General features: G+C 44.4%; 20 protein-coding genes. 3 read left to right on the top strand and 17 right to left on the bottom strand.

Annotation, left to right across the window (positions count from 1 at the left end; translation table 11 throughout):
• Positions 1 to 140 precede the first annotated feature (140 nt).
• Both argA and ACQ31U_RS08135 read left to right on the top strand, forming a co-directional pair.
• The gene (gene argA / locus ACQ31U_RS08140; protein ID WP_431054313.1) at positions 141 to 1,496 is read left to right on the top strand and encodes an amino-acid N-acetyltransferase; all 1,356 of its coding nucleotides are present in this window, start codon (positions 141 to 143) and stop codon (positions 1,494 to 1,496) included.
• A complete protein-coding gene (locus ACQ31U_RS08135; protein WP_431051020.1) occupies positions 1,468 to 2,160 on the top strand; it encodes a hypothetical protein in 693 nt (230 codons plus the stop codon). The genes argA and ACQ31U_RS08135 overlap by 29 nt, the downstream gene beginning before the upstream one ends.
• An 83-nt stretch (positions 2,161 to 2,243) precedes the next feature.
• On the opposite strand, the gene ACQ31U_RS08130 is transcribed toward ACQ31U_RS08135, so the two are convergent.
• The 17 genes from ACQ31U_RS08130 to epmA all read right to left on the bottom strand — a co-directional run bounded on the left by ACQ31U_RS08130 (position 2,244) and on the right by epmA (position 17,380).
• Positions 2,244 to 3,092 (bottom strand): hypothetical protein, encoded by an 849-nt coding sequence (locus ACQ31U_RS08130; RefSeq protein WP_431051018.1) that lies wholly within the window; start codon positions 3,090 to 3,092, stop codon positions 2,244 to 2,246.
• Between the two features lie 24 nt (positions 3,093 to 3,116).
• Positions 3,117 to 4,670, bottom strand: coding sequence for a TadE/TadG family type IV pilus assembly protein (locus ACQ31U_RS08125; protein WP_431051016.1), 1,554 nt, complete (start codon positions 4,668 to 4,670; stop codon positions 3,117 to 3,119).
• 27 nt (positions 4,671 to 4,697) lie between these two features.
• Positions 4,698 to 5,261 carry a tight adherence pilus pseudopilin TadF gene (tadF, locus tag ACQ31U_RS08120; protein ID WP_431051014.1) on the bottom strand — a complete coding sequence of 188 codons (564 nt, stop codon included), beginning with the start codon at positions 5,259 to 5,261 and terminating at the stop codon, positions 4,698 to 4,700.
• Complete coding sequence (locus tag ACQ31U_RS08115; protein ID WP_431051013.1) at positions 5,258 to 5,791, bottom strand: TadE/TadG family type IV pilus assembly protein; 534 nt, start codon at positions 5,789 to 5,791, stop codon at positions 5,258 to 5,260. The genes tadF and ACQ31U_RS08115 overlap by 4 nt, the downstream gene beginning before the upstream one ends.
• Before the next feature lie 26 nt (positions 5,792 to 5,817).
• Positions 5,818 to 6,585 (bottom strand): tetratricopeptide repeat protein, encoded by a 768-nt coding sequence (locus ACQ31U_RS08110; RefSeq protein ID WP_431051011.1) that lies wholly within the window; start codon positions 6,583 to 6,585, stop codon positions 5,818 to 5,820.
• A complete protein-coding gene (locus ACQ31U_RS08105; RefSeq protein ID WP_431051009.1) occupies positions 6,575 to 7,438 on the bottom strand; it encodes a type II secretion system F family protein in 864 nt (287 codons plus the stop codon). The genes ACQ31U_RS08110 and ACQ31U_RS08105 overlap by 11 nt, the downstream gene beginning before the upstream one ends.
• On the bottom strand, positions 7,435 to 8,319 hold the full coding sequence (locus tag ACQ31U_RS08100; RefSeq protein ID WP_431051008.1) for a type II secretion system F family protein: 885 nt from the start codon (positions 8,317 to 8,319) through the stop codon (positions 7,435 to 7,437). The genes ACQ31U_RS08105 and ACQ31U_RS08100 overlap by 4 nt, the downstream gene beginning before the upstream one ends.
• A gap of 13 nt (positions 8,320 to 8,332) precedes the next feature.
• On the bottom strand, positions 8,333 to 9,613 hold the full coding sequence (locus ACQ31U_RS08095; RefSeq protein WP_431051006.1) for a CpaF family protein: 1,281 nt from the start codon (positions 9,611 to 9,613) through the stop codon (positions 8,333 to 8,335).
• A gap of 11 nt (positions 9,614 to 9,624) precedes the next feature.
• Positions 9,625 to 10,740, bottom strand: a complete 1,116-nt coding sequence (locus ACQ31U_RS08090; RefSeq protein ID WP_431051004.1) for a pilus assembly protein — start codon at positions 10,738 to 10,740, stop codon at positions 9,625 to 9,627.
• Positions 10,741 to 10,767: 27 nt separating this feature from the next.
• Positions 10,768 to 11,298 (bottom strand): hypothetical protein, encoded by a 531-nt coding sequence (locus ACQ31U_RS08085; RefSeq protein ID WP_431051002.1) that lies wholly within the window; start codon positions 11,296 to 11,298, stop codon positions 10,768 to 10,770.
• On the bottom strand, positions 11,295 to 12,617 hold the full coding sequence (locus tag ACQ31U_RS08080) for a type II and III secretion system protein family protein (RefSeq protein ID WP_431051000.1): 1,323 nt from the start codon (positions 12,615 to 12,617) through the stop codon (positions 11,295 to 11,297). Before ACQ31U_RS08080 ends, ACQ31U_RS08085 begins: the two co-directional genes overlap by 4 nt.
• Before the next feature lie 73 nt (positions 12,618 to 12,690).
• A complete protein-coding gene (locus tag ACQ31U_RS08075) occupies positions 12,691 to 13,476 on the bottom strand; it encodes a hypothetical protein (RefSeq protein ID WP_431050998.1) in 786 nt (261 codons plus the stop codon).
• A 24-nt stretch (positions 13,477 to 13,500) separates the two neighbouring features.
• On the bottom strand, positions 13,501 to 13,935 hold the full coding sequence (locus tag ACQ31U_RS08070; RefSeq protein ID WP_431050996.1) for an A24 family peptidase: 435 nt from the start codon (positions 13,933 to 13,935) through the stop codon (positions 13,501 to 13,503).
• 60 nt (positions 13,936 to 13,995) lie between these two features.
• A complete protein-coding gene (locus tag ACQ31U_RS08065; protein ID WP_431050994.1) occupies positions 13,996 to 14,253 on the bottom strand; it encodes a Flp family type IVb pilin in 258 nt (85 codons plus the stop codon).
• A 165-nt stretch (positions 14,254 to 14,418) separates the two neighbouring features.
• A complete protein-coding gene (locus tag ACQ31U_RS08060; RefSeq protein ID WP_431050992.1) occupies positions 14,419 to 14,646 on the bottom strand; it encodes a Flp family type IVb pilin in 228 nt (75 codons plus the stop codon).
• An 822-nt stretch (positions 14,647 to 15,468) separates the two neighbouring features.
• Positions 15,469 to 16,272: an undecaprenyl-diphosphate phosphatase gene (gene bacA / locus ACQ31U_RS08055; RefSeq protein ID WP_431050990.1), complete on the bottom strand. Its 804-nt coding sequence runs from the start codon at positions 16,270 to 16,272 to the stop codon at positions 15,469 to 15,471.
• Between the two features lie 136 nt (positions 16,273 to 16,408).
• Positions 16,409 to 17,380 (bottom strand): elongation factor P--(R)-beta-lysine ligase, encoded by a 972-nt coding sequence (gene epmA, locus ACQ31U_RS08050; protein ID WP_431054312.1) that lies wholly within the window; start codon positions 17,378 to 17,380, stop codon positions 16,409 to 16,411.
• A gap of 485 nt (positions 17,381 to 17,865) precedes the next feature.
• Between epmA and frdA the strand changes: the two genes are divergently transcribed.
• Positions 17,866 to 19,653 carry a fumarate reductase (quinol) flavoprotein subunit gene (gene frdA, locus ACQ31U_RS08045; RefSeq protein ID WP_431050988.1) on the top strand — a complete coding sequence of 596 codons (1,788 nt, stop codon included), beginning with the start codon at positions 17,866 to 17,868 and terminating at the stop codon, positions 19,651 to 19,653.
• Positions 19,654 to 19,657 lie beyond the last annotated feature (4 nt).

Below are 19,657 nucleotides of genomic sequence, written 5' to 3'. Positions count from 1 at the left end.
CTGACCGCACTTTTGCCATGGCAAACGGGAAAAGTGTGGTCGGCAAAGAACGGATTTACTTATTTTGCTTGCTTAATCTGATTAAAAATGCAAAATAATAACATATTTATTCAATAATCAGTTTAGATAGGACGATTATGATACGCGATACCGAATTAGTCGAATGGTTCAGAGAATCCACGCCTTACGTCAGCCTGCACCGTGATAAAACCTTTGTGATTATGCTCGACGGCGATACCATCGCTTCAAAAAACTTCATTAATATTATCAATGATATTAGTCTATTACATAGTTTAGGTATCAAGCTGGTGGTGGTGTTCGGCGTGCGTCATCAAATCAACGAAATCTTGCAAGCGCATAATATCGATCCTGTCTATCATAAAAATATTCGCGTCACCGATGTCGAAACCTTAGAGTTGGTGAAGCAGGTGGTCGGCAAGCTGCAATTCGACATCAGCGCCCGTCTGTCGGTGCGCACCTTTAACGCCGGCAATCACAGCAATAACAGTATCAATGTGGTTAGCGGCAATTTTGTGATCGCCCAACCGATTGGGGTTGATGACGGTGTGGATTATCTGTTGAGCGGCAAAATCCGTCGCATTGATATCAAAGCGATTAAGCAACAGTTGGATAACGACGCGATTGTGTTGCTCGGCCCAATCGGCGCGTCGGTGACCGGTGAAAATTTCAATATGCCGTTTGAAGATATTGCCACCCAAGTGGCGATTAAACTGAATGCGGAAAAACTGATCGGCTTTTGTGCCGATGACGGTATTCGTGATGAAAACGGCGAGATTATCGCCGATTTATTCCCGCAACGTGCCGCGGTTCATCTGCATGAGTTAATCGAAAACGGGCATTATCACAGCTCGCAAGCGCGCTTTTTACAAGCGGCGATTGATGTCAGCCGTGCCGGAATTAAGCGTTCCCACCTACTGAATTACGAAGAGGACGGCACGTTGTTGCAAGAATTGTTCTCCCGTGACGGGATCGGAACACAGGTGTCGATGGAAAGTTCGGAAACCGTTCGCCTCGCCACCATTCAAGACATCGCCGGTTTGCTGGCTTTGATTCAACCGTTCGAACAACAAGGGATTTTGGTGAAACGCTCACGCGAACAGTTGGAGATGGAAATCGGCAACTACACCATTATCGAACGCGACGGCGTGGTGATCGCCTGTGCCGCCTTGAATGTGTATGCGGAAGAAAGCATGGCGGAAATGGCGTGTGTGGCGGTGCACCCGGATTACCGCAATTCCTCGCGCGGCGATATCCTGTTGGAAGAATTACAAAAACGCGCCCGCAAATTGAAAATCAAACAACTGTTTGTGCTGACCACCCGCACCGTGCATTGGTTCCAAGAACGCGGCTTCAAAATCGCCGAGGTGGACGACTTGCCGAAAGACAAACGCGAACACTACAACTATCAGCGCAAATCCAAGATTTTGATTCAAAATTTGCAGGAAGGTGAACATCACCGCAGTGAGCGCAGCTAACGTGTTTTTACACCGACATCCCTATCCGCCTTTTATCCCGGCAACTGCCGACAAGCTGATTGTCGGCACGCTGCCGCCGCCACGCTTTTCACAAGGCTTGCTCAAACCCGATGATGTGGATTTTTGCTACGGCAGCCGCGACGGGCAGCTTTGGTTAATCTTGGGAAAAATTTTCGCCATTGATTTTCTGTTTGAAAACAGTGAAAGTGCGGTTGAGCAGCGTAAGCATTTTTTAATTCAACATAACATCGGCATTTGCGATATGGTCGAACAATGCCGCCGCGTCAAGATTGACGCTTCCGATTCGGGAATGCAACAGATCAAACTGCGCCCGTTGCTGGATTATTTACGCGACAACCCGCGGATCAACACTCTGCTGTTCACCGGCGGCAACAGCAAAAACGGCCCGGAATATCTGTTTCGTCAGCATTTAAAAAGCGCAGGTTTACACCTTAAGTTGGTTGATGACAGCGTGCCGCGCATTCATCAATTTGACTGGCAAAACCGCACTTTGACTACAGTTTCCCTCACCGCCCCCTCCGGCGCGGCAAACCGTGCGGTCGGCAGCATGGCGGAATATAAACGCTTGAAAGCAGAAAATCCCGAATTCAATACGCTTGATTTCAGGGTGCGGCAATATGCTCGTTTTTTTAAGACAAAATAGACAAAGCGCGGCTCAGACCAGCAGAACCTAAACAATAGAAAGGTAAGTGTGGTTAATTAAAAGTGCGGTCAAACAAGCAAAGACTATTTTTTCAGCAGCCGCAATTCTTCTTTTTCGCTGTTAAATACACGAATTTCAACCGGCGCTTTCCAAGTTTTATGTGAAATCGCAATCACACTGCCCCATTTGCCGATTTTTTCAAACGGACCTTTCACTGAATACTCGTTGACATCAGTTTCCGGTGAAAACAGTAAAAAAGTGCTGATCGGTGTGGATTTAATATCTTCCAAACCTAACAACGGCGTGTTAGGCAGCGCCCGATATTCGGGCGATTTTTTCTTTTTATATTTAGCCAACACTTTTTCATCGGCGCTTTCTTGAATAATCGCGTCAATAATCTTGGTTTCTTTCTCGCGTATTTTTTGATCGGCTTCGGATAACTGTTCTTCCGCTGCATTATCACTCGCCTCTACCGCACCGATCGTATCGCCTTTTTTCGTTTCAGGTAAGGTGACTTGGATATTGTTTTGCTGCGGCTGCTCGCCCCCGAAAACCATCGGTCCGATATATTGCCGCACAATCGGTTCTTTGCCGTCCGACAACACTAACAAAGTGCGGTTGCCAAGGGTATCAAACTGCACGGTATTGCCTTTTAATTGCCCGTTGACGGAGTCCAATAACGCTCTCAGCGTTTGCGTTTCCGCTTGTTTAATCACAATCGGCTGCGACGAATCGGCGTTATAAGACAAGTAGCCGACTTTCATTTGATCGGCAAGTTTTTGCAACAGGTAGCCGACCTCGCCATTATAATTCACCGCGATTTTGGCATTTTCATAATAGCGATAATCTTTGTCCTGTGCCGTGGCATTGAACGAAAACAACCCCAGCAACAATGCGCCCAGTGCCACGGTTTTTGATTTGAATAACTGCATAATATCCTCTTGTAATTGATTTGGTTAAAACTGAAAAGTTGGTCGTCCGACTTCTTCCTCGAAGCCGATAATTTGTTTAAACACATTGAGTAGTTCGGTTTTATTGTCCGCACGATAATAATTGGTTGCGCCGACACAATGTTTCCATGCGGCCTCTTGATCCGCACTTTGCGTATAACCGAATACCACAAATGCAATTCGGCTCGGTCTGACACGGAAACGCGGATCTTGCAGGCTATTCATCTGGTTGCGGATTTCGGTACACATTCCCTTTTCAATCAGCTTCTTGGTAATATTGCGATAATTATTTTCCCCCAAAGTATTTTCTCCGGTCATCTCGTCTTGTCCGTCGGATAAAATTAACAAAATCCGTTGGGTATTTTCCTTGATTTCATCGATATTCACATTGGTATTTTTGTCCATAACCAAATTAGCACCGATTAATGTTCCGGAGCTGACCAAAGTGGCACCGAAGGCAGACAACCGGCTAAACTCGGATTTCAACACCGCTTTATCCTTCACGCCAAACCATGCCTGCGTCGTATTGTGTTGACGGTTGTTAGACAAGCACCACCGCCCTTTCGGATAATGCAACGGATAGCGTTTTTGCTTGCCATCGAAAGAGCGAATACTGTTAATCGTTTTATCATAGTCAATATATCTCGGAAAATAATTTAAAAAGCCGCCAATATCTCCATTTCTAATTCTAGTGACAATCGCATTTGAACTTTGATCCGATGTTTCGCCATTCCGTCCGTAAAAAGGGATCACACAATTTCCAGTGTCGCCAAGCTGCTGCGCACCGACGGCAAAAGAAACAAAGCCCAACCGATTATACGGGCTGGCTTTTGCCGGATTAGTATCAAGCAAAATATCGGAAATTTCACTCATCACCGATTTTAAAATGGTTAATTTGCTTTCTTCCCTATGATAATAAGGCGTACGCCGTTCTGTGGTAATCCAGTTCATCGACGTAGACAAATCCGCCACCACCATCACATCCAACGGAATCACCGAAGCCTGTTTAATTGCCGCAATACCGCTGGAACTGATCCGCTCCTCTTTGGCAAAGGTGGTTTTGACATCATTTAAAAACAACCAAGACGGGCGTTTCACTTCGCCGTTTGCCCAGCACACAATCGGCGTATTGATAATATTGCCTTTGTCATCTTTCAATTGGCGGAAAGTGCAATCGTAATCGAAATCCTGAAAAAATTTCACATTCGGCATATAGGCGCGGATATAGCCTTTAATCAACTCTTGATCGCGCCGATGTACCTTGCTGTTGTTAAAGAAAAAGGCATCTTTGACTAACCGCTCCCCCTTAGTCGCATAATTCTCATCTAAACGGTGCTCATCATTACGGTTTAAATTATTCTCCGCCGCCAGCGCCATGGTGGCTTGTTCCATACTGTCGCCTAAACGGGCTTTATCCAGTAATAAACCGCTGCCATCCACCGCAAGTGCGGTGATCGCCAGCAATACAAAACTCAGCAGCCCGACCATAATCATATACACGCCGCGCTGATCCTGCCAAAAAATAGCAAGCTGTTGTTTTAACCAAGAGACCATTTTCATTAGTTAAACCTCCACTCGTTCCCAGCCCTAACGACTCACAGCAATCGAAGAAGAGCGCACAAAATTATTGGTTCGGTTTTCTTTATCCAGCAGCATTGCCCGAAATAAACTGCCGGTTTCGGTACATAACGTCACTTGATATAACGGAATGCGACGGGTATTGGAAATTTCCGAACGCGGGGATAAGTTCGCCTGCCGAGTTAAACTCACTGCCGGACGGCAATTCTCATCGCCTAGAGAAATAACCCCGTTTTGCTCTTCTCCCCAACGTTCAAGAAAGATTCCGATCGGTTGATTTAACTGCAACATCCCCTGCGCTAAACTTTTTAAATCCGCAGCGTCCTGAGCGTTAATCTCAGCCCTTCCGGCATAAAACTGCGTTCTTTCACGCAAAATATTCACCAAGCTGTTGCTGGTACGATCCAATTTGCCTAAGGTAGATCGCAACGTAACCAAATCCACCATAAAGGCAAAAATAATCAATAAAAACATGGCGGCAAAGATAAACTCAATACTCACCGAGCCTTGCTGATTAGCCAGTAAACGCCGTTTAATCCGTAACATCACAACCTGCTGTTTTCCAATAATCACAATAAACCGTCTGACACAAACGGGAACAAAGAACGTTCATACTCCTGTACCACCACAATTTGACGCTGAAAAATCGGCGTGAACCATTCCTGCGGCACCAACGGAATCCACGAGTTATGGGTATAAGTAAACGAATAACGCGCCAAACCTGCATTTGAGCCGATCGGTGCAACCGGTTTGCCGTCTTTGTCGAATGTCGGCTCACGATAGCGATTCTGTAACAGTGCGCGCAAATCATCGGCATAATCAGTTTGAATTTGAAACGTGCCGCCTGCATTTAAAAACCGCCAAATTTTTTCATCTTTTAATTTTTGTTCAAAAATCCGTTGATAATCCCCGCTACCGAGATAACGATTTTTGGCTTCACGCGACGCTTCGCTCAAGGCAAAATCCAAATAAGCGGAGAGTAGGCTGATTCTTGCCAGCTCAAACACCATGCTCAACAGCAAAATAAAGAACGGCACGGTTAAAGCGAATTCAACGCTTGAAACGCCTCGTACACTACGTAAAAATTGCTTTATACTTTTCATCTCCGCTACTCCGTGCGCAACCGTTGCTAGCGTTTGACTTTATCCGAATTCTTTTCGGTTTTTTGCAATGCGCCGATCAACAAATCCGGTGAAGTATTCAATTTCTCTTTCAAAATAATATCTTTGGCATACGCCAAATCGCCGCTTTTCACCAAAGCAAACACCAAATTATGAATTAAACGCGGCTCCCTCTCACCGTTGAGATATTGCGGCAATAGCAAATTAACTGCGTTACGGTATTGCTTATCCAAAATGTTCAGCATTGCTAAATTATTCACCGCTACGCTGTCGGAAATAAAGCGCTCTCTTGCCGACATCACATCACGATAGGCTTGATCCAAATTGCCCAAATGCGCATAGGCAATGCCGCGCAAGTTATACGCCTGCCCTTCTTGCGGCTGCTGTTTCAAATAGGCATCGGCTTGCACGATCGCCTGTTGATATTGTTTAAGCTGAATATCGTTTTTGATTTTCAACAGAAAAATATCCTTGTTGAGCTTGCCGTGATTACCGCCGAGCAACGGTTCTAAGTAAAAATTAGAGGATTTGCTGTCGCCGGCGTAGTAGTAACTTTCCGCCAATTTATAGCGAATTGCGCTGTTTTCGCCGTTTCTCAAAATATCGCGATATAAGCTAATCAAGCCGCGATAATCACCGCTGCTTTGAAAAAAGGTTTCTTTTTCGCTAATTTGCTGTGCGCTGTATTGCGTTTTGCCGGAATTTGCCGCCGGATTCACACAGCCTGCCAACAATAATGCCAACACACTGACTGAAATGATTTTTTTAAAGTACACTTGGAAATACCCTCATAAAGCCCGGTGCAACAATCAGAATAATAATCGGCACCATAATAAAAATAATTAACGGAATACTCATTTTGGCTGACAATGTGCCCAATTTTTCTTCAATCACCAACAGCTGCATTTCACGCAAATCGGCAGATAGCTGAATCAAATGCGCATAAATCGACGAGCCGAAATTCAGACTCTGCTGCAACACGGTACAAAACATCTTCACTTCCTGTGTCGGCAGCGATTGCGCCAACTCCACCAAACCGCTCTCTAAACCCGTAACATCGGCTTTGCGAATCATACGCAGCAGTACTGCTGCTAAATCTTTATTCAACGTACTAAAATCATTTGCCACATATTTGATCGAGGCCTCGATACTCAGACCGACTTGCAGATTCACCGCCACCAAATCAATAAAACCGGGAAAATCCTCCATCATTTTTTTCAGGCGGCCTTTAATCAGCATACCGCCCAACATTGCCGGAAAAATCACAAAAAAGATCATGATCAAAACCGCCGGAATCATCATATCTTCCAGCCGTTTGTTATCGCTAAAAACGTAATAGCCCGCCAGTATGATAAAAATTAGCCCGAATTTTACTTTTACATTTTTATCTAACGTAAACAGAAAATGAATCAAGGTATGGTTAGCCGCAATAATCTGCTCCACTTCCAGTTGTTTTTGCGATTTTTTAGGTTCTTTTTTCTTTTTCTTATTTTCTTGCGACAACGGATAACTGTCCTGCACCAAAATCTGCATATTTTTGCTGAAATTACGTTTGGCAAAAAATGCCATCACCAGCACCACTATGCCGAATGCAATCAACGCCAGATAAAACGCCACAAACGGAATCATGTCGATTTCCTCATCAACCACCAGACAATAAACAAGCCTAATGATTCGCTGCCGAGCACGTAATACAATACGATTCGTCCGCTCGGATCATTCATTACAAAGTCGAAGTTTTCCGTCATAAAAAAACGCATAAACACAAAAAACGATAGCGGAATACAAGCAACGATCATTGCCGACATTCGCGCTTCCGATGTCATCGATTTTTTGCGCTGTTCCATCTTTTTACTGTCGGTGATCACTTTGCCCAAACGGGAAATCACCTCGCGAATCTGCCCGCCGCGCGCCAAATTCAGCTTGATAATCATAATAAAATAGTAATATTCCTTATACGGATAACGGGTGTAGCTGTCGGCAAAGACCGACGAGGCATCTTCGCCAATCGCTAAACGACGGTAAATCTGCTGAAACTCGCTGCCCAACGGTCCGTAGATATTTTGTCCGCAGCGTTCCAACGCCTGTAACAAACCGGCACCGGACGACGTCGCCGACACAATCACCTGAATCGCTTCCGGAAAGGTATTTTCAAATATTTTCTTATTGCGCTTATTGCCTAGAAACCACACGGCATAGATAAACACCACAATCACCGAAAACAAAAATAGATAATTATCGAATTTCAGAAACTTACTGTTGAGCAGCAAGGAAATAAACAGCATAAAAAACAGCACCGCGCCGTGAATCGGAATATTTTTCGGTTTGCCGAAACTAAAGTAATACAGCCATTTTCTGACCCTGAGCGATACCGTATCAAGCCAACGGCTGAAAAAAGACGAAGTGCGGTACTCTTTACTGCTGACCGTTTTCTTCACCTTAAACCAATTGAGCAAGGTGAATACAATCAACAATACGCCGAATAACAAAATCAGATAATATAAATTCATTCCGCCTGCCCGGTTATTCTATCTGTCCGAAAATACTCTGTAACTCGTTACTTAAATTAAACACTTTGGCATTCTCCGCCACAATCGAACGGCTCAATAAACCGTGGCAAATAAAACGCCCGGTAATTTTGCCGTTTTCATCACGATATTTACTCGGTTCGTAACTGAAAATATCCTGCATCACAATTTGCCCGCTTTCCATGCCCATAATTTCGGTGATATTCACGACTTTGCGCGAACCGTCATTCAGGCGCGAAGCCTGAATAATTAAATTTACCGCCGAAGCGATATTGCGTCGGATTGCCTCCAACGGCAACGCCGCACTTGCCATCATCACCATACTTTCCAAACGGGCGGTGGCGTCACGCGGACTGTTGGCGTGCAAAGTCGACATCGAACCGTCATGCCCGGTGTTCATCGCCTGCAACATTTGAAACGCTTCCGCACCGCGGCACTCCCCGACAATGATTCGCTCCGGCCGCATCCGCAAGGCGTTGATCACCAAATCCTGCATATTGACCTCACCGGTGTGTTCCACCCCGGCTAACCGCGTTTCCAAACGCAGCACATGCGGCTGATCCAATTTTAATTCCGCCGTATCTTCCAACGTCAAAATCCGTTCGGTCGGCGAAATATAACTGGAAAGGGCATTCAGTAAGGTCGTTTTGCCCGAGCCGGTACCACCGGACACAATAATATTCACCCGCGAACGCGCGGCAATAATCAGAAAATTCGCCATTTCCAACGTCATCGAGCCGAAATTGACCAGCTCTTGCAACGATTTTTTCGATTTACTGAATTTACGGATTGAAATCGACGTGCCGTCCAATGCAATCGGCTCAATCACCACATTCAAACGGCTGCCGTCCGGTAAACGCGAATCCACCAGCGGACGGCTGTCGTCGATCCGCCGTCCGACTTTTGCCACCATGCGTTTGGCGATTTCAGTCAGTTGGGTATTATCAATAAAACGTTTATTGGTTTTTTCCAAAATCCCGTAACGTTCCACCCAGACATTTTCCGGGCCGTTAACCAAAATATCATTGACGCTTTCGTCTTCCATCAATTCGCGCAACGGACCATAGCCTTCGATTTCATCGACCACCGCTTCCGCCATAAAACGGGCATCGGGCGCACTCAGGTATTTTTCGCTTTCGGCGCTAATGCGGATAATGTCTTGCAGGAATTGATCAATCAACTTATCGCGCTCGCCGGCGAAACTGTCTAATTTCTCAATATCAATGTTTTTCATCAACTCGGCACGGAAAAACCGCTGCAATTCCAAACTCAACATCACTTACTCCGTTATTTTCCGCTGATGGCACGGAACAGTGAAACAAACAGGCTTTTGCTTTTCGGGCGCACTTTATTGTTTGCGCCAAGTAATTTTTGCACCAATTCTGTGAGCGCTTTTTTTCCGCCCTTACCGATATCGACTGCCAGCACTTTACCCGCCGTTTTTTTCAATAGAGGAAACACCGTGTCAACCGGTTGTCCCAACAGACGTTCAATATCGGCGGTTGCCATCAGTTTTGCCGTTTCCGCCTGATGATCGTTAATGCAGATAAACACCCGCCGCGCTTTAGAATCCGCTTGTTGTGCGCGGGAACACTCTTCCAAGAAACTTTTTGCCAAACGAATGGCGTGCATTTTGCGTTCAATCACCAGAATAAAATTATTACTCTCTTGCAGATAAGCCGTGAATTCCTCTTTTTTCGCGGTAAACAGTGGGCGGTCATGCAGAATAAAATTGTATTTGTCTAACTGGCTCTCTTTTAATTTATGCAAATCGCCGCTGAACAGATCCAAAAAGTCGCTAAATTCGACCACATCAGCCTGTATTCGCTTGTCAAACAACAAATCTAAATCCTGCGAACCGCGACTTTCCTGCGCCAGCAACACCGGAATTTTTTTGTTCTCGGCGATCAAATTCGCCAACTGTGCGCTGAGAAAGGTCGCACCAACACCGCCCTTGCAGCCCAGTACCGATATATTGATCGTGGTGCGCACCCGTGGCACGCTTAAACCGGAAATAATTTGGCGCACCATTTGTCTTTTTTGCGAACCGAAATGGAAATACAACACGCCGCGGTTTAGAAATGTTTGTGCGGTGCTGATCGAATCGCTATCGCCGACCAAGCAATACCATACCCCTTGCGGAATCAAACCGTAAATGGCGTTAACCGTTGACTCGACATCATCAATTTGTTCAATGTCAATTACAATGCCGGAAATTTTTTCCGCATCGAATTGTAAATTCTGACTACTGAAAAAATCCTGATCGATCTCTTTCACCACCGGCATGCCTTGCGTGCGTAGCAATTGCGCAATTTCCTGCCGCACATTTTCGCGCAAGGAAATGACCTGCACTTCTTTTGCGCCGGGATTTAAAATCGTTGTGGTGTTGCCGGATAACAACATAAGCTCTGTTCCTGTTTATTCTGGTGATTAGGGATTGGCTGCCGGATTGCGTAATTGTGCTCGCGAATTATTTTTGGTGGCGCAAAATTCTTGTGACTCAGGATCCAAACGTTGTTCCGCCGCACGCAACGTACAAGCTTGGGTTTGCGCTTCAAAGCTGTGAATTTCGATATACAGCGGATAAATATCATGCCGGTATTGGCTTTTCGCCACCGTTAATTGTTTGGCGGCAAGCTGTTTTTTCAATAGCGCTTTTTTCAAAATAGCCGCCATTTTTTGGCTCTGCTTATCGGTCCACACAATATAAATTTGTTTGTCGCTGCGACTGCCCACTTCACGCAAAGTGCGGTTGACTAAATTACGCAATTCCACCTCGGAATAATTTAACGGCACATACTGCCGCACCTGTAAGCGTTCGCCGGCATGATGTTCACTTTGCAACGGCGCAACCGCCTTATTCTTGGCAAACACACCGGAAACCGCACTTGCCGGTAAACTAAAACATAAAATGCCACTTAGCAGAATCCATTGGAATATGTTCTGTTTTTTACTGATCATTGAATAAATCCGCCTCTTTCTAAGAAATTCGTTGCCAAGGTTTTTTGGAAACCGTCTTTCACCGGCGTGAAATTAAAAAAGCGTTCTAGCGTGCCGGTGCGTTCAAAAGTCGGATATTCGATCTGCTCGCGATTCAACGGACGCACGGTGTTGACGGTGGCGATAATCACCAACTCTTTATTGCGTCGCTCGGTCGTGGCATGGCGGAAAAAGGCGCCTAGAATCGGAATATCGCCCAGAATCGGCAGTTTCGACAATCCCTCAATATCTTCCGAACTGAGCAAACCGCCTAAAATAAAACTTTCGCCATCCGCCAATTCAATCGTGGATTTGGAACGGCGGGTGTTGAAATACGGCACATTGCCCACTTCATAATTATACGAACCGGCAATACTGCTAACCTCTTGTCCTAAAATCATACGGATACGGTTATTTTTTTGAATTTTTGCCCCAACTGCCAGCTGTACCCCAAAATCTTTATAGGTAATGGTGGTGCCGTCTTTATCACGGCTGGCAAACGGAATTTGCCCTCCCACCAATAAATTGGCGGTTTCGCCTGAGATCATCGACACATTCGGTTCGGCTAAAATCCGCGCATTGGATTGATTATTCAGCGCATTGATAAAGGCATTAAAACTGTTGGCATCAATTTTGCCATAATACCCACCTCTGGCAGTGTTGGCGTTTGTGGTTAAACTGGTAAAACCGCCGATCACCGAGCCGCTGAGGTTGCTCCAATTAATGCCGATACTTTCCGAGAAGTCTTTATTCACCTCCACCACTGACAATTTGACATTAATCTGCGTAGTCTCATTAAACTGTGAATGATCAACCACACCGGCATATTCTGCTTTCTCTAAAAAAGGTACGGCTTCACCATTCAAGTTAGTACTACGCACCGATTTTCCAGCCCCTAACGCTTCCCCGACAATGCGGGTAATTTCTTCCCGTTCGACTTCCGACTCCGCTTCTCCCTCAATTAAATAAGCTTTACCGACTTTTTGTACGGATAATTTACTTTGTGGAAAACGAGCACGAATTTGCGCATTGGTATCACCTAAATCATTAATTGACGTCAGTAATCCATTGACGGTGATCGTATCCTTATTCGTCACTTCTCCCGCTTCATTATAAGTGCCGACTTCAGCCCGTCCTTCATTTTTAGCATAAATAATATAGCTGTAGTCATCTAAGATTTCGTAATCGGCAATATCCGGGTTCGAACCGAAAATCGTATCAATTTTTACGTTAGATTTGATTGTGCGGGTTTCTCCGACTGCTAATGTAATATTGGCAGCATAACTGACACTAACATTCATACAGAACAACAGCACTAACCAAATAATGATAGGATTTAGAACTCTCGTTAGCGTTGACGTATTTCTTGACATCTCAACCTCTCAATGTACGAATAAAGATACCGCGATTATTTATTGGCGTATTCGATTTTTCTTGCGGAATCGGCAATAATCTTGCCCCTGGCGGTAAACGGAAAATTTTCAATAAATCGGAGGTATCCATTTTTAACGTAACATAACCGGCATATTCTTTCTCAACCGCACTTTCGGCTTGAAAACGTTCAACGGTTAAAATTTCCAAATTTTTCACCACTTCATCAACGCGGCGGTTATCTTTATTTTCACGCGAAAATTGATAATTGATATGTTGCAGATACAATGTCGCTGTATTTCCCGCATGCAATGACTCTAATAAAAATTGATGCCCATTGCCGATATAGACACGATAAGCCACTTGCCCGTTGTCTAAGCTTTCAAAGAAAAAACGACTATCATTTGGTGAAATCAAGATATCGGTATTTAAACGGCTGCCGGCTTCAATATTCTCCGTTAATAAAAAGCCTTCGAGTGATAGCGGCTGATCGGCTTTAAACAGTGATAAAACATCAGTTTTAAGTTGTTGCAACATTTCTTCATCATCTGCATTAACCGTTATTTCACGCAGACTATAATCACTTTTACGCAAAATGCGCCCGGCTTCTAATGCCGTTGTTGCAAGTGCAACGGTAATCGTTTTTTCTTTTTTGGCTTCTGCCACCGGTTGTACCGCACTTTGATTTTGCTCTAGCACAACCGGTTGCTGATCGCCGATTAAAAACAAACCGCCAAAACCAACGGCAATAATTATTAAAGAAATGACAAACAATATGCGGTAATTCATTATCCGAATCCTAATCTTTAAAAATCAATTCATTCCCCAAAGGGTTAATAAAAAGCCGGCGGCAATTGCCACTCCGTACGGCAAACCATTTTCTTTAATCGAACGGCGAAAGAAAATCCAGCCGATAATCACTAACAGCAAACCGACCAAAGAAGTTAAAAAAAGAAATGGTACGATTTGGGTTGTCGGTGTTGCCAACATCAATACCGTAATCAGTTTGACATCACCACCACCGATAATTCCGAAATAAAAAATAACAAAGCCGACAGCCAAGCTATATAACGCATTACTGAAAAATACTTCGCCGTAAAATAAAAAACTAAATGGCACAATAAAAATCAGTAAAGTTAATACAGTGGTATTACTGATAATTCGTTGACTGATATCCGTCCAACTGACTATCATCAGTAATACCACTATGATTAATAACAAACTTTGTTGCACATAGTAAAATGTCATCGTTTGTCCAAACAGGAATAAATATCCGAAAATATTTATTCCTGAGTATGTTAAAAATAATTACGGGTTCGTGTCAGTACCAGTACCACCAGTACCACCAGTACCACCATTCTTATCAGTATCCAATTTTGCACCTTCTACTTGTGTCGTTAGGGTGTCAAATTTGCCTTGTAATTTTTTGATAAATCCGGTATCACTATAAAATACCGCAACCACTAAAACCGCAACCGCAACCGCAATCAAGCCATACTCAATCGCCGTTACCCCTTTTTCGTTTCTTTTTAAGCGAGAAACCGCACTTTTAATATTCGTTAACATAAATTGTGTTTTCCTTAAGAACTAAAAAATAAAAAAATCCCCTTGAGCGGGAAGCCTGACAACTGATTTCAATTATTGATAATGAAACAAGTTGCGTTATATGCAATACTCGATAAACACCCATGAATCATTGCTTATCCAATATTGATATTCTGTCAAACAATCTTAACTATCAGTTAATGCCTTCTGAACCAAATCTGCCAACTGGGTAAATTTTTCTGTATATGCACTAATTACCGAACCGCCATTATAGAAAAGCGCGACAACCACTAAGGCTGTTATTGCAAGTGCAATCAAACTATACTCAATTGCCGTGACTCCGGATTGGTTTTTCTTAAATGTATGAAATGTAATTTTTATTTTAGCTAGCCATATTAAAGGTATATATTTCATTCGGTGCGATTCCTTTTCATTCCATTCTTATCCATCGTTAAAAATATTTTTAGGCAACAAAAACCGTACTTTAAAATAACTTTTAAAATAACTTTTAAAATAAAAAACAATAGATCAAGATGAAATTTTCGTTGACACAATTCACAAAACTCACAACACTGAATTTACTGTCGCCAAACAAAACTAATTATAGATAAATTTAGTCTGGCGAAATCATAGCATGTGATTGTCAGAAAAAAGTCAGCTAACATTCAAATCAAATAAAACTAACGCATAGTTAATAAAATCAAAATAAATGGAGTTAGTGAATTTGTATTTTAAAAACATTATTTGCAAATAAATCGTCAAATGTGAAATTTTCACCCCAAAAACACCCCAATACATTAACAAAACATAAAATTAACGGAAATTAATTTACTATAAGCATACTATAGATTACTTTAAATGCTTGTTTTTTGGTATCCAGTGAGACTTCCTCGTTAATTGGAGCGCCAAAGATAATTAACCATACCGCGTCAAATATGGATTTAAAGCTTACACCAACATGCGGCAACAAAAAAATGGAGTAAATTTATTTACCAATTCGCCATTTTCAATAGACAAGACAAGACAAGACAAGACAAGACAAGACAAGACAAGACAAGACAGCTATACAATAAAATACAATTGAGAAGATTTGATTGGTTATTATTAATTTTATCAAAATAACGTCTTAAATAAAAATCTGCACCTTACTGAGTTGGAGATTTAGTCCAACTTTTGGGGTGCAGATCAGAAAGCGAACCGCTCTTTTGATTAACTATGTTGATGATAAATGGCTAATTAATAAAGAAACACAAAATACAACACTATCGCCACCACAAAACGGTAAATTGCGAACGGTACGAAGGAAATACGTCTAATCAGGTTGAGCAGCCATTTAATCGCTAACATCGCCACGATAAACGCCATCACGAAACCGACGGCAAACATCGGCAAATCGTCGAGGGAAAGAAAGTGCCAGCTTTTATACAGATCCAACACGGTGGCGCCCATCATCATCGGCACGGCAAGCATAAAGGAGTATTCCGCCGCCGCATGACGTCCCACGCCCATCAACAAGCCGCCGGAAATCGTGGCGCCGGAACGGGAGAAGCCCGGAGATAAGGCAAGACATTGGAACACGCCGATGGCAAACGCTTGTTTATAGCTGATTTGATCGACCGTATTTGCCGTGACGCGCGGGCGGAATTTTTCCGCAATCAATAATAAAATACCACCGATGACTAAAGAGTAGATGACGTTTTCAACATTGAACCATGATTTAATCGTGCTGTGAAACGCCAAGCCGATCACCACCGCCGGAATCATGCCTAAAATAATATGCAATAGGGTCAAGTGCGGTTGGCTGTGATCGGGTTTGACGCCGAAATGAATGCCGATTAAGCCGAACATTTTGCGCCAAAATACCACCACCACCGCAAGAATCGAACCTAACTGAATAATCACCTCAAAAGTCGACGCTTTTTCGCCGGTGAAACCTAAAAAATGTGCGGCGATAATCAAATGTCCGGTCGAAGACACCGGCAAAAACTCGGTCAAGCCTTCAACGATCCCTAAAATCGCAGCAATAAATAATTCTGACATGTTGTTTCCTTTTTTGAATTAACCTGTTCATTGATTGATAAATTCTCCCTCCGTCCTTCGGATCCCCCCTCCGCAAGCGGAGGAAGTAGCATTTTTCACCAGAAAAATGGGGAAAAGAGATTAGCCAAAAACCGACTTACGCATACTCAATGCCAAAACTGATCACCTCGGCAATCTCTTGTTGCCCCAACGCAATCATCATTAACCGATCCACCCCCAGCGCCACACCGGAACATTGCGGCATTCCTTGCTGTAAAGCCGAGATAAACCGTTGATCGATTTCTCGTTGCGGCAACCCCATTGCCGCGCGCTGTTTGTTGTCGCGTTCAAAACGGTGCAACTGTTCGTTTGCGTCGGTCAGTTCATTAAAACCGTTCGCCAATTCCAACCCTTTATAATAAAACTCAAAGCGTTCGGCAACCCGATGATCCTCCGAACTGATTTGTGCCAATGCCGCTTGTGAAGTCGGGAAATAGTACACTGCCGTCGGTCGGTCCTGTCCGATTTTCGGTTCCACCACTTGGCTGAATAGAAATTGCAATAAGGTATCGCGATTCTCATTCTCCGCGCCGACCAAACCGTGTTCTTTGGCTTTTTTAATCAACTCGCTTTTTTCCGCTGACAACGGATCGAGGCCGACATATTCCTGAAAAATAAACTGATAGCTGAAGGATTCCGCCGGTTCGCAATCCAAAATCTGTTGCAATAAGTCATCCACTTCATTAATCAAACGGTACATATCAAAGTGCGGTCGGTACCATTCCAACATGGTAAATTCCGGGTTGTGATGGCGTCCGGCCTCTTCATTGCGGAACACTTTGCAGATCTGAAAAATCGGGCCGCTACCCGCCGCCAACAAGCGTTTCATGTGGTATTCCGGGCTTGTGCCCAAAAACAGCGGTTTTTCCTGCGCTTGAAATGGCGCGGTAAAACGGGTTTCAAACACCGACAAATGCACATCGGTGACGCCGTATTCGCTTAAAATCGGCGTTTCCACTTCCAGTAGCCCGCGATCAATGAAAAAGCTGCGTAATTCCGCCGTAATCCGCGCTCTGGCGATAATGTTTTTAATCGGCGCGCTCGGCTGCCATTGCTGTTGTAAAATCATAACTATGATATCCAAAATAAAGTCCGATTATTGGCAAGATAGTCAATTGCAAAAGTAGGGGCGGATTAGATATCCGCCCGAACCGCACTTTGCATTTTTTCATTGCAGATTAAATACTTATACCGCACTTCGTAAACGGGCGGATATCTAATCCGCCCCTACGCTACTTCATCAATGACTTTGCCAATAATCTACTTGCCCGTAAACATTAGGTGCACATTTTATCGATTATCCAGCCATGCGACAATCGAATCTTCATTTCAGCGAGACTGAATACCTGACCATAAAAGTAAGTTATTCAATCGACTAACTTTTTTGAGGTAGATCACGAAACGTTTTCTTTTTCGGCGTATTTGGGAAAAAACAATTAAGTTGTCATTAAAAAAATGGCAGAATGACCTTGATCAAAAATGCAAACCCTTATTCATTTTACTTTTTGACGTTATATCATTTACTTTTACTCATACCTGAACTGGAGGAATATCGTGCAAACTGTTAATGTCGATATTGCAATTGTGGGCGCAGGCGGCGGTGGTTTACGGGCTGCAATCGCAGCGGCGGAAGCCAATCCTAACCTGAAAATTGCATTAATATCAAAAGTATATCCGATGCGTAGTCATACTGTAGCCGCCGAAGGTGGCGCTGCTGCGGTCATCAAATCTGAAGATAGTTATGACAAGCATTTCCACGATACGGTTGCCGGCGGTGACTGGCTGTGCGAACAAGATGTGGTCGAACATTTTGTCGAACATTCGCCGATTGAGATGACCCAACTGGAACGTTGGGGCTGCCCTTGGAGCCGCCGTGAAGATGGCGAAGTCAATGTACGCCGCTTCGGCGGCATGAAAATCGAACGGACATGGTTCGCCGCCGACAAAACCGGTTTCCACTTGTTGCACACCTTATTCCAAACCTCTATCCAATTCCCGCAAATTATCCGTTACGACGAACACTTCGTATTGGATATTTTGACCGATGACGGTCATGCCCGCGGCGTGGTCGCAATGAATATGATGGAAGGCACTTTGGTGCAAATTAATGCCAATGCGGTGGTGATCGCCACCGGCGGCGGTTGCCGAGCCTTCCGTTTCAACACTAACGGCGGTATCGTAACCGGCGACGGTTTGTCGATGGCATATCGTCATGGCGTGCCGTTACGTGATATGGAGTTCGTACAATATCACCCGACCGGCTTGCCGAATACCGGGATTTTAATGACCGAAGGTTGTCGCGGCGAAGGCGGTATTTTGGTCAATAAAGACGGCTATCGGTACCTGCAAGACTACGGTCTCGGACCGGAAACCCCGATCGGGAAACCGGAAAACAAATATATGGAACTGGGGCCGCGCGATAAAGTTTCGCAAGCCTTCTGGCAAGAGTGGCGTTTGGGGCGCACCCTGAAAACCGCCAAAGGCGTGGACGTGGTGCATTTAGATCTGCGTCATTTGGGTGAGAAATACCTGCATGAACGCCTGCCGTTTATCTGCGAATTGGCGAAAGCCTATGAAGGCGTGGATCCGGCGAAAGCCCCGATTCCGGTACGTCCGGTGGTGCACTACACCATGGGCGGGATCGAAGTGAACCAACAAGCCGAAACCCGTATCAAAGGTTTGTTCGCCGTGGGCGAGTGCGCCTCTTCCGGCTTGCACGGTGCGAACCGTTTGGGTTCTAACTCGTTGGCGGAATTGGTGGTGATCGGTAAAGTTGCCGGCGAATATGCGGCACAAAGAGCGGTCGAAAGCCAAAACGTGAATAGCGCCGCGGTTGATGCACAAGCGAAAGATGTGGTTGGTCGTTTACAAGCGCTGTTGGATCAAGAGGGCAACGAAAACTGGTCGCAAATCCGTGATGAAATGGGCGATTCAATGGAAGAAGGTTGCGGTATCTACCGTACCGAAGAATCCATGCAGAAAACCGTGGATAAAATTGCCGAACTGAAAGAGCGCTTCAAAAAAGTGCGTGTTTCCGACCGTTCCAGCGTGTTCAACACCGATATTCTCTACACCATTGAATTAGGAACGATTTTAGACGTGGCACAATCTATTTCTTCTTCTGCGATTGCACGGAAAGAATCACGCGGTGCGCACCAACGCTTAGACTATGTGGAACGTGACGACACCAACTATTTGAAACATACGCTGGCTTATTACAATGCCGACGGTGCACCACGCATTGAATACAGTGATGTGAAAATCACCAAATCTCAACCGGCGAAACGGGTGTACGGTGCGGAAGCGGAAGCCGCAGAAGCAGCAAAGGCGAATAAGGAGTAAGCGA

The organism is Testudinibacter sp. TW-1, from assembly GCF_050613185.1.
In the GTDB taxonomy this organism is placed as follows: Bacteria; Pseudomonadota; Gammaproteobacteria; order Enterobacterales; family Pasteurellaceae; genus Chelonobacter.
Note: the sequence above shows the minus strand (reverse complement) of the source record. Positions and strands in the feature narration are given on the sequence as shown.

Coding starts and splice junctions, on each gene's coding strand:
- ACQ31U_RS08130 (WP_431051018.1), bottom strand. CDS start 3,092: ATGCAGTTATTCAAATCAAAAACCGTGGCACTGGGCGCATTGTTGCTG.
- ACQ31U_RS08125 (WP_431051016.1), bottom strand. CDS start 4,670: ATGAAAATGGTCTCTTGGTTAAAACAACAGCTTGCTATTTTTTGGCAG.
- ACQ31U_RS08115 (WP_431051013.1), bottom strand. CDS start 5,791: ATGAAAAGTATAAAGCAATTTTTACGTAGTGTACGAGGCGTTTCAAGC.
- ACQ31U_RS08105 (WP_431051009.1), bottom strand. CDS start 7,438: ATGATTCCGTTTGTGGCGTTTTATCTGGCGTTGATTGCATTCGGCATA.
- ACQ31U_RS08100 (WP_431051008.1), bottom strand. CDS start 8,319: ATGAATTTATATTATCTGATTTTGTTATTCGGCGTATTGTTGATTGTA.
- ACQ31U_RS08095 (WP_431051006.1), bottom strand. CDS start 9,613: ATGTTGAGTTTGGAATTGCAGCGGTTTTTCCGTGCCGAGTTGATGAAA.
- ACQ31U_RS08090 (WP_431051004.1), bottom strand. CDS start 10,740: ATGTTGTTATCCGGCAACACCACAACGATTTTAAATCCCGGCGCAAAA.
- ACQ31U_RS08085 (WP_431051002.1), bottom strand. CDS start 11,298: ATGATCAGTAAAAAACAGAACATATTCCAATGGATTCTGCTAAGTGGC.
- ACQ31U_RS08080 (WP_431051000.1), bottom strand. CDS start 12,617: ATGAATGTTAGTGTCAGTTATGCTGCCAATATTACATTAGCAGTCGGA.
- ACQ31U_RS08075 (WP_431050998.1), bottom strand. CDS start 13,476: ATGAATTACCGCATATTGTTTGTCATTTCTTTAATAATTATTGCCGTT.
- ACQ31U_RS08070 (WP_431050996.1), bottom strand. CDS start 13,935: ATGACATTTTACTATGTGCAACAAAGTTTGTTATTAATCATAGTGGTA.
- ACQ31U_RS08065 (WP_431050994.1), bottom strand. CDS start 14,253: ATGTTAACGAATATTAAAAGTGCGGTTTCTCGCTTAAAAAGAAACGAA.
- ACQ31U_RS08060 (WP_431050992.1), bottom strand. CDS start 14,646: ATGAAATATATACCTTTAATATGGCTAGCTAAAATAAAAATTACATTT.
- bacA (WP_431050990.1), bottom strand. CDS start 16,272: ATGTCAGAATTATTTATTGCTGCGATTTTAGGGATCGTTGAAGGCTTG.
- epmA (WP_431054312.1), bottom strand. CDS start 17,380: ATGATTTTACAACAGCAATGGCAGCCGAGCGCGCCGATTAAAAACATT.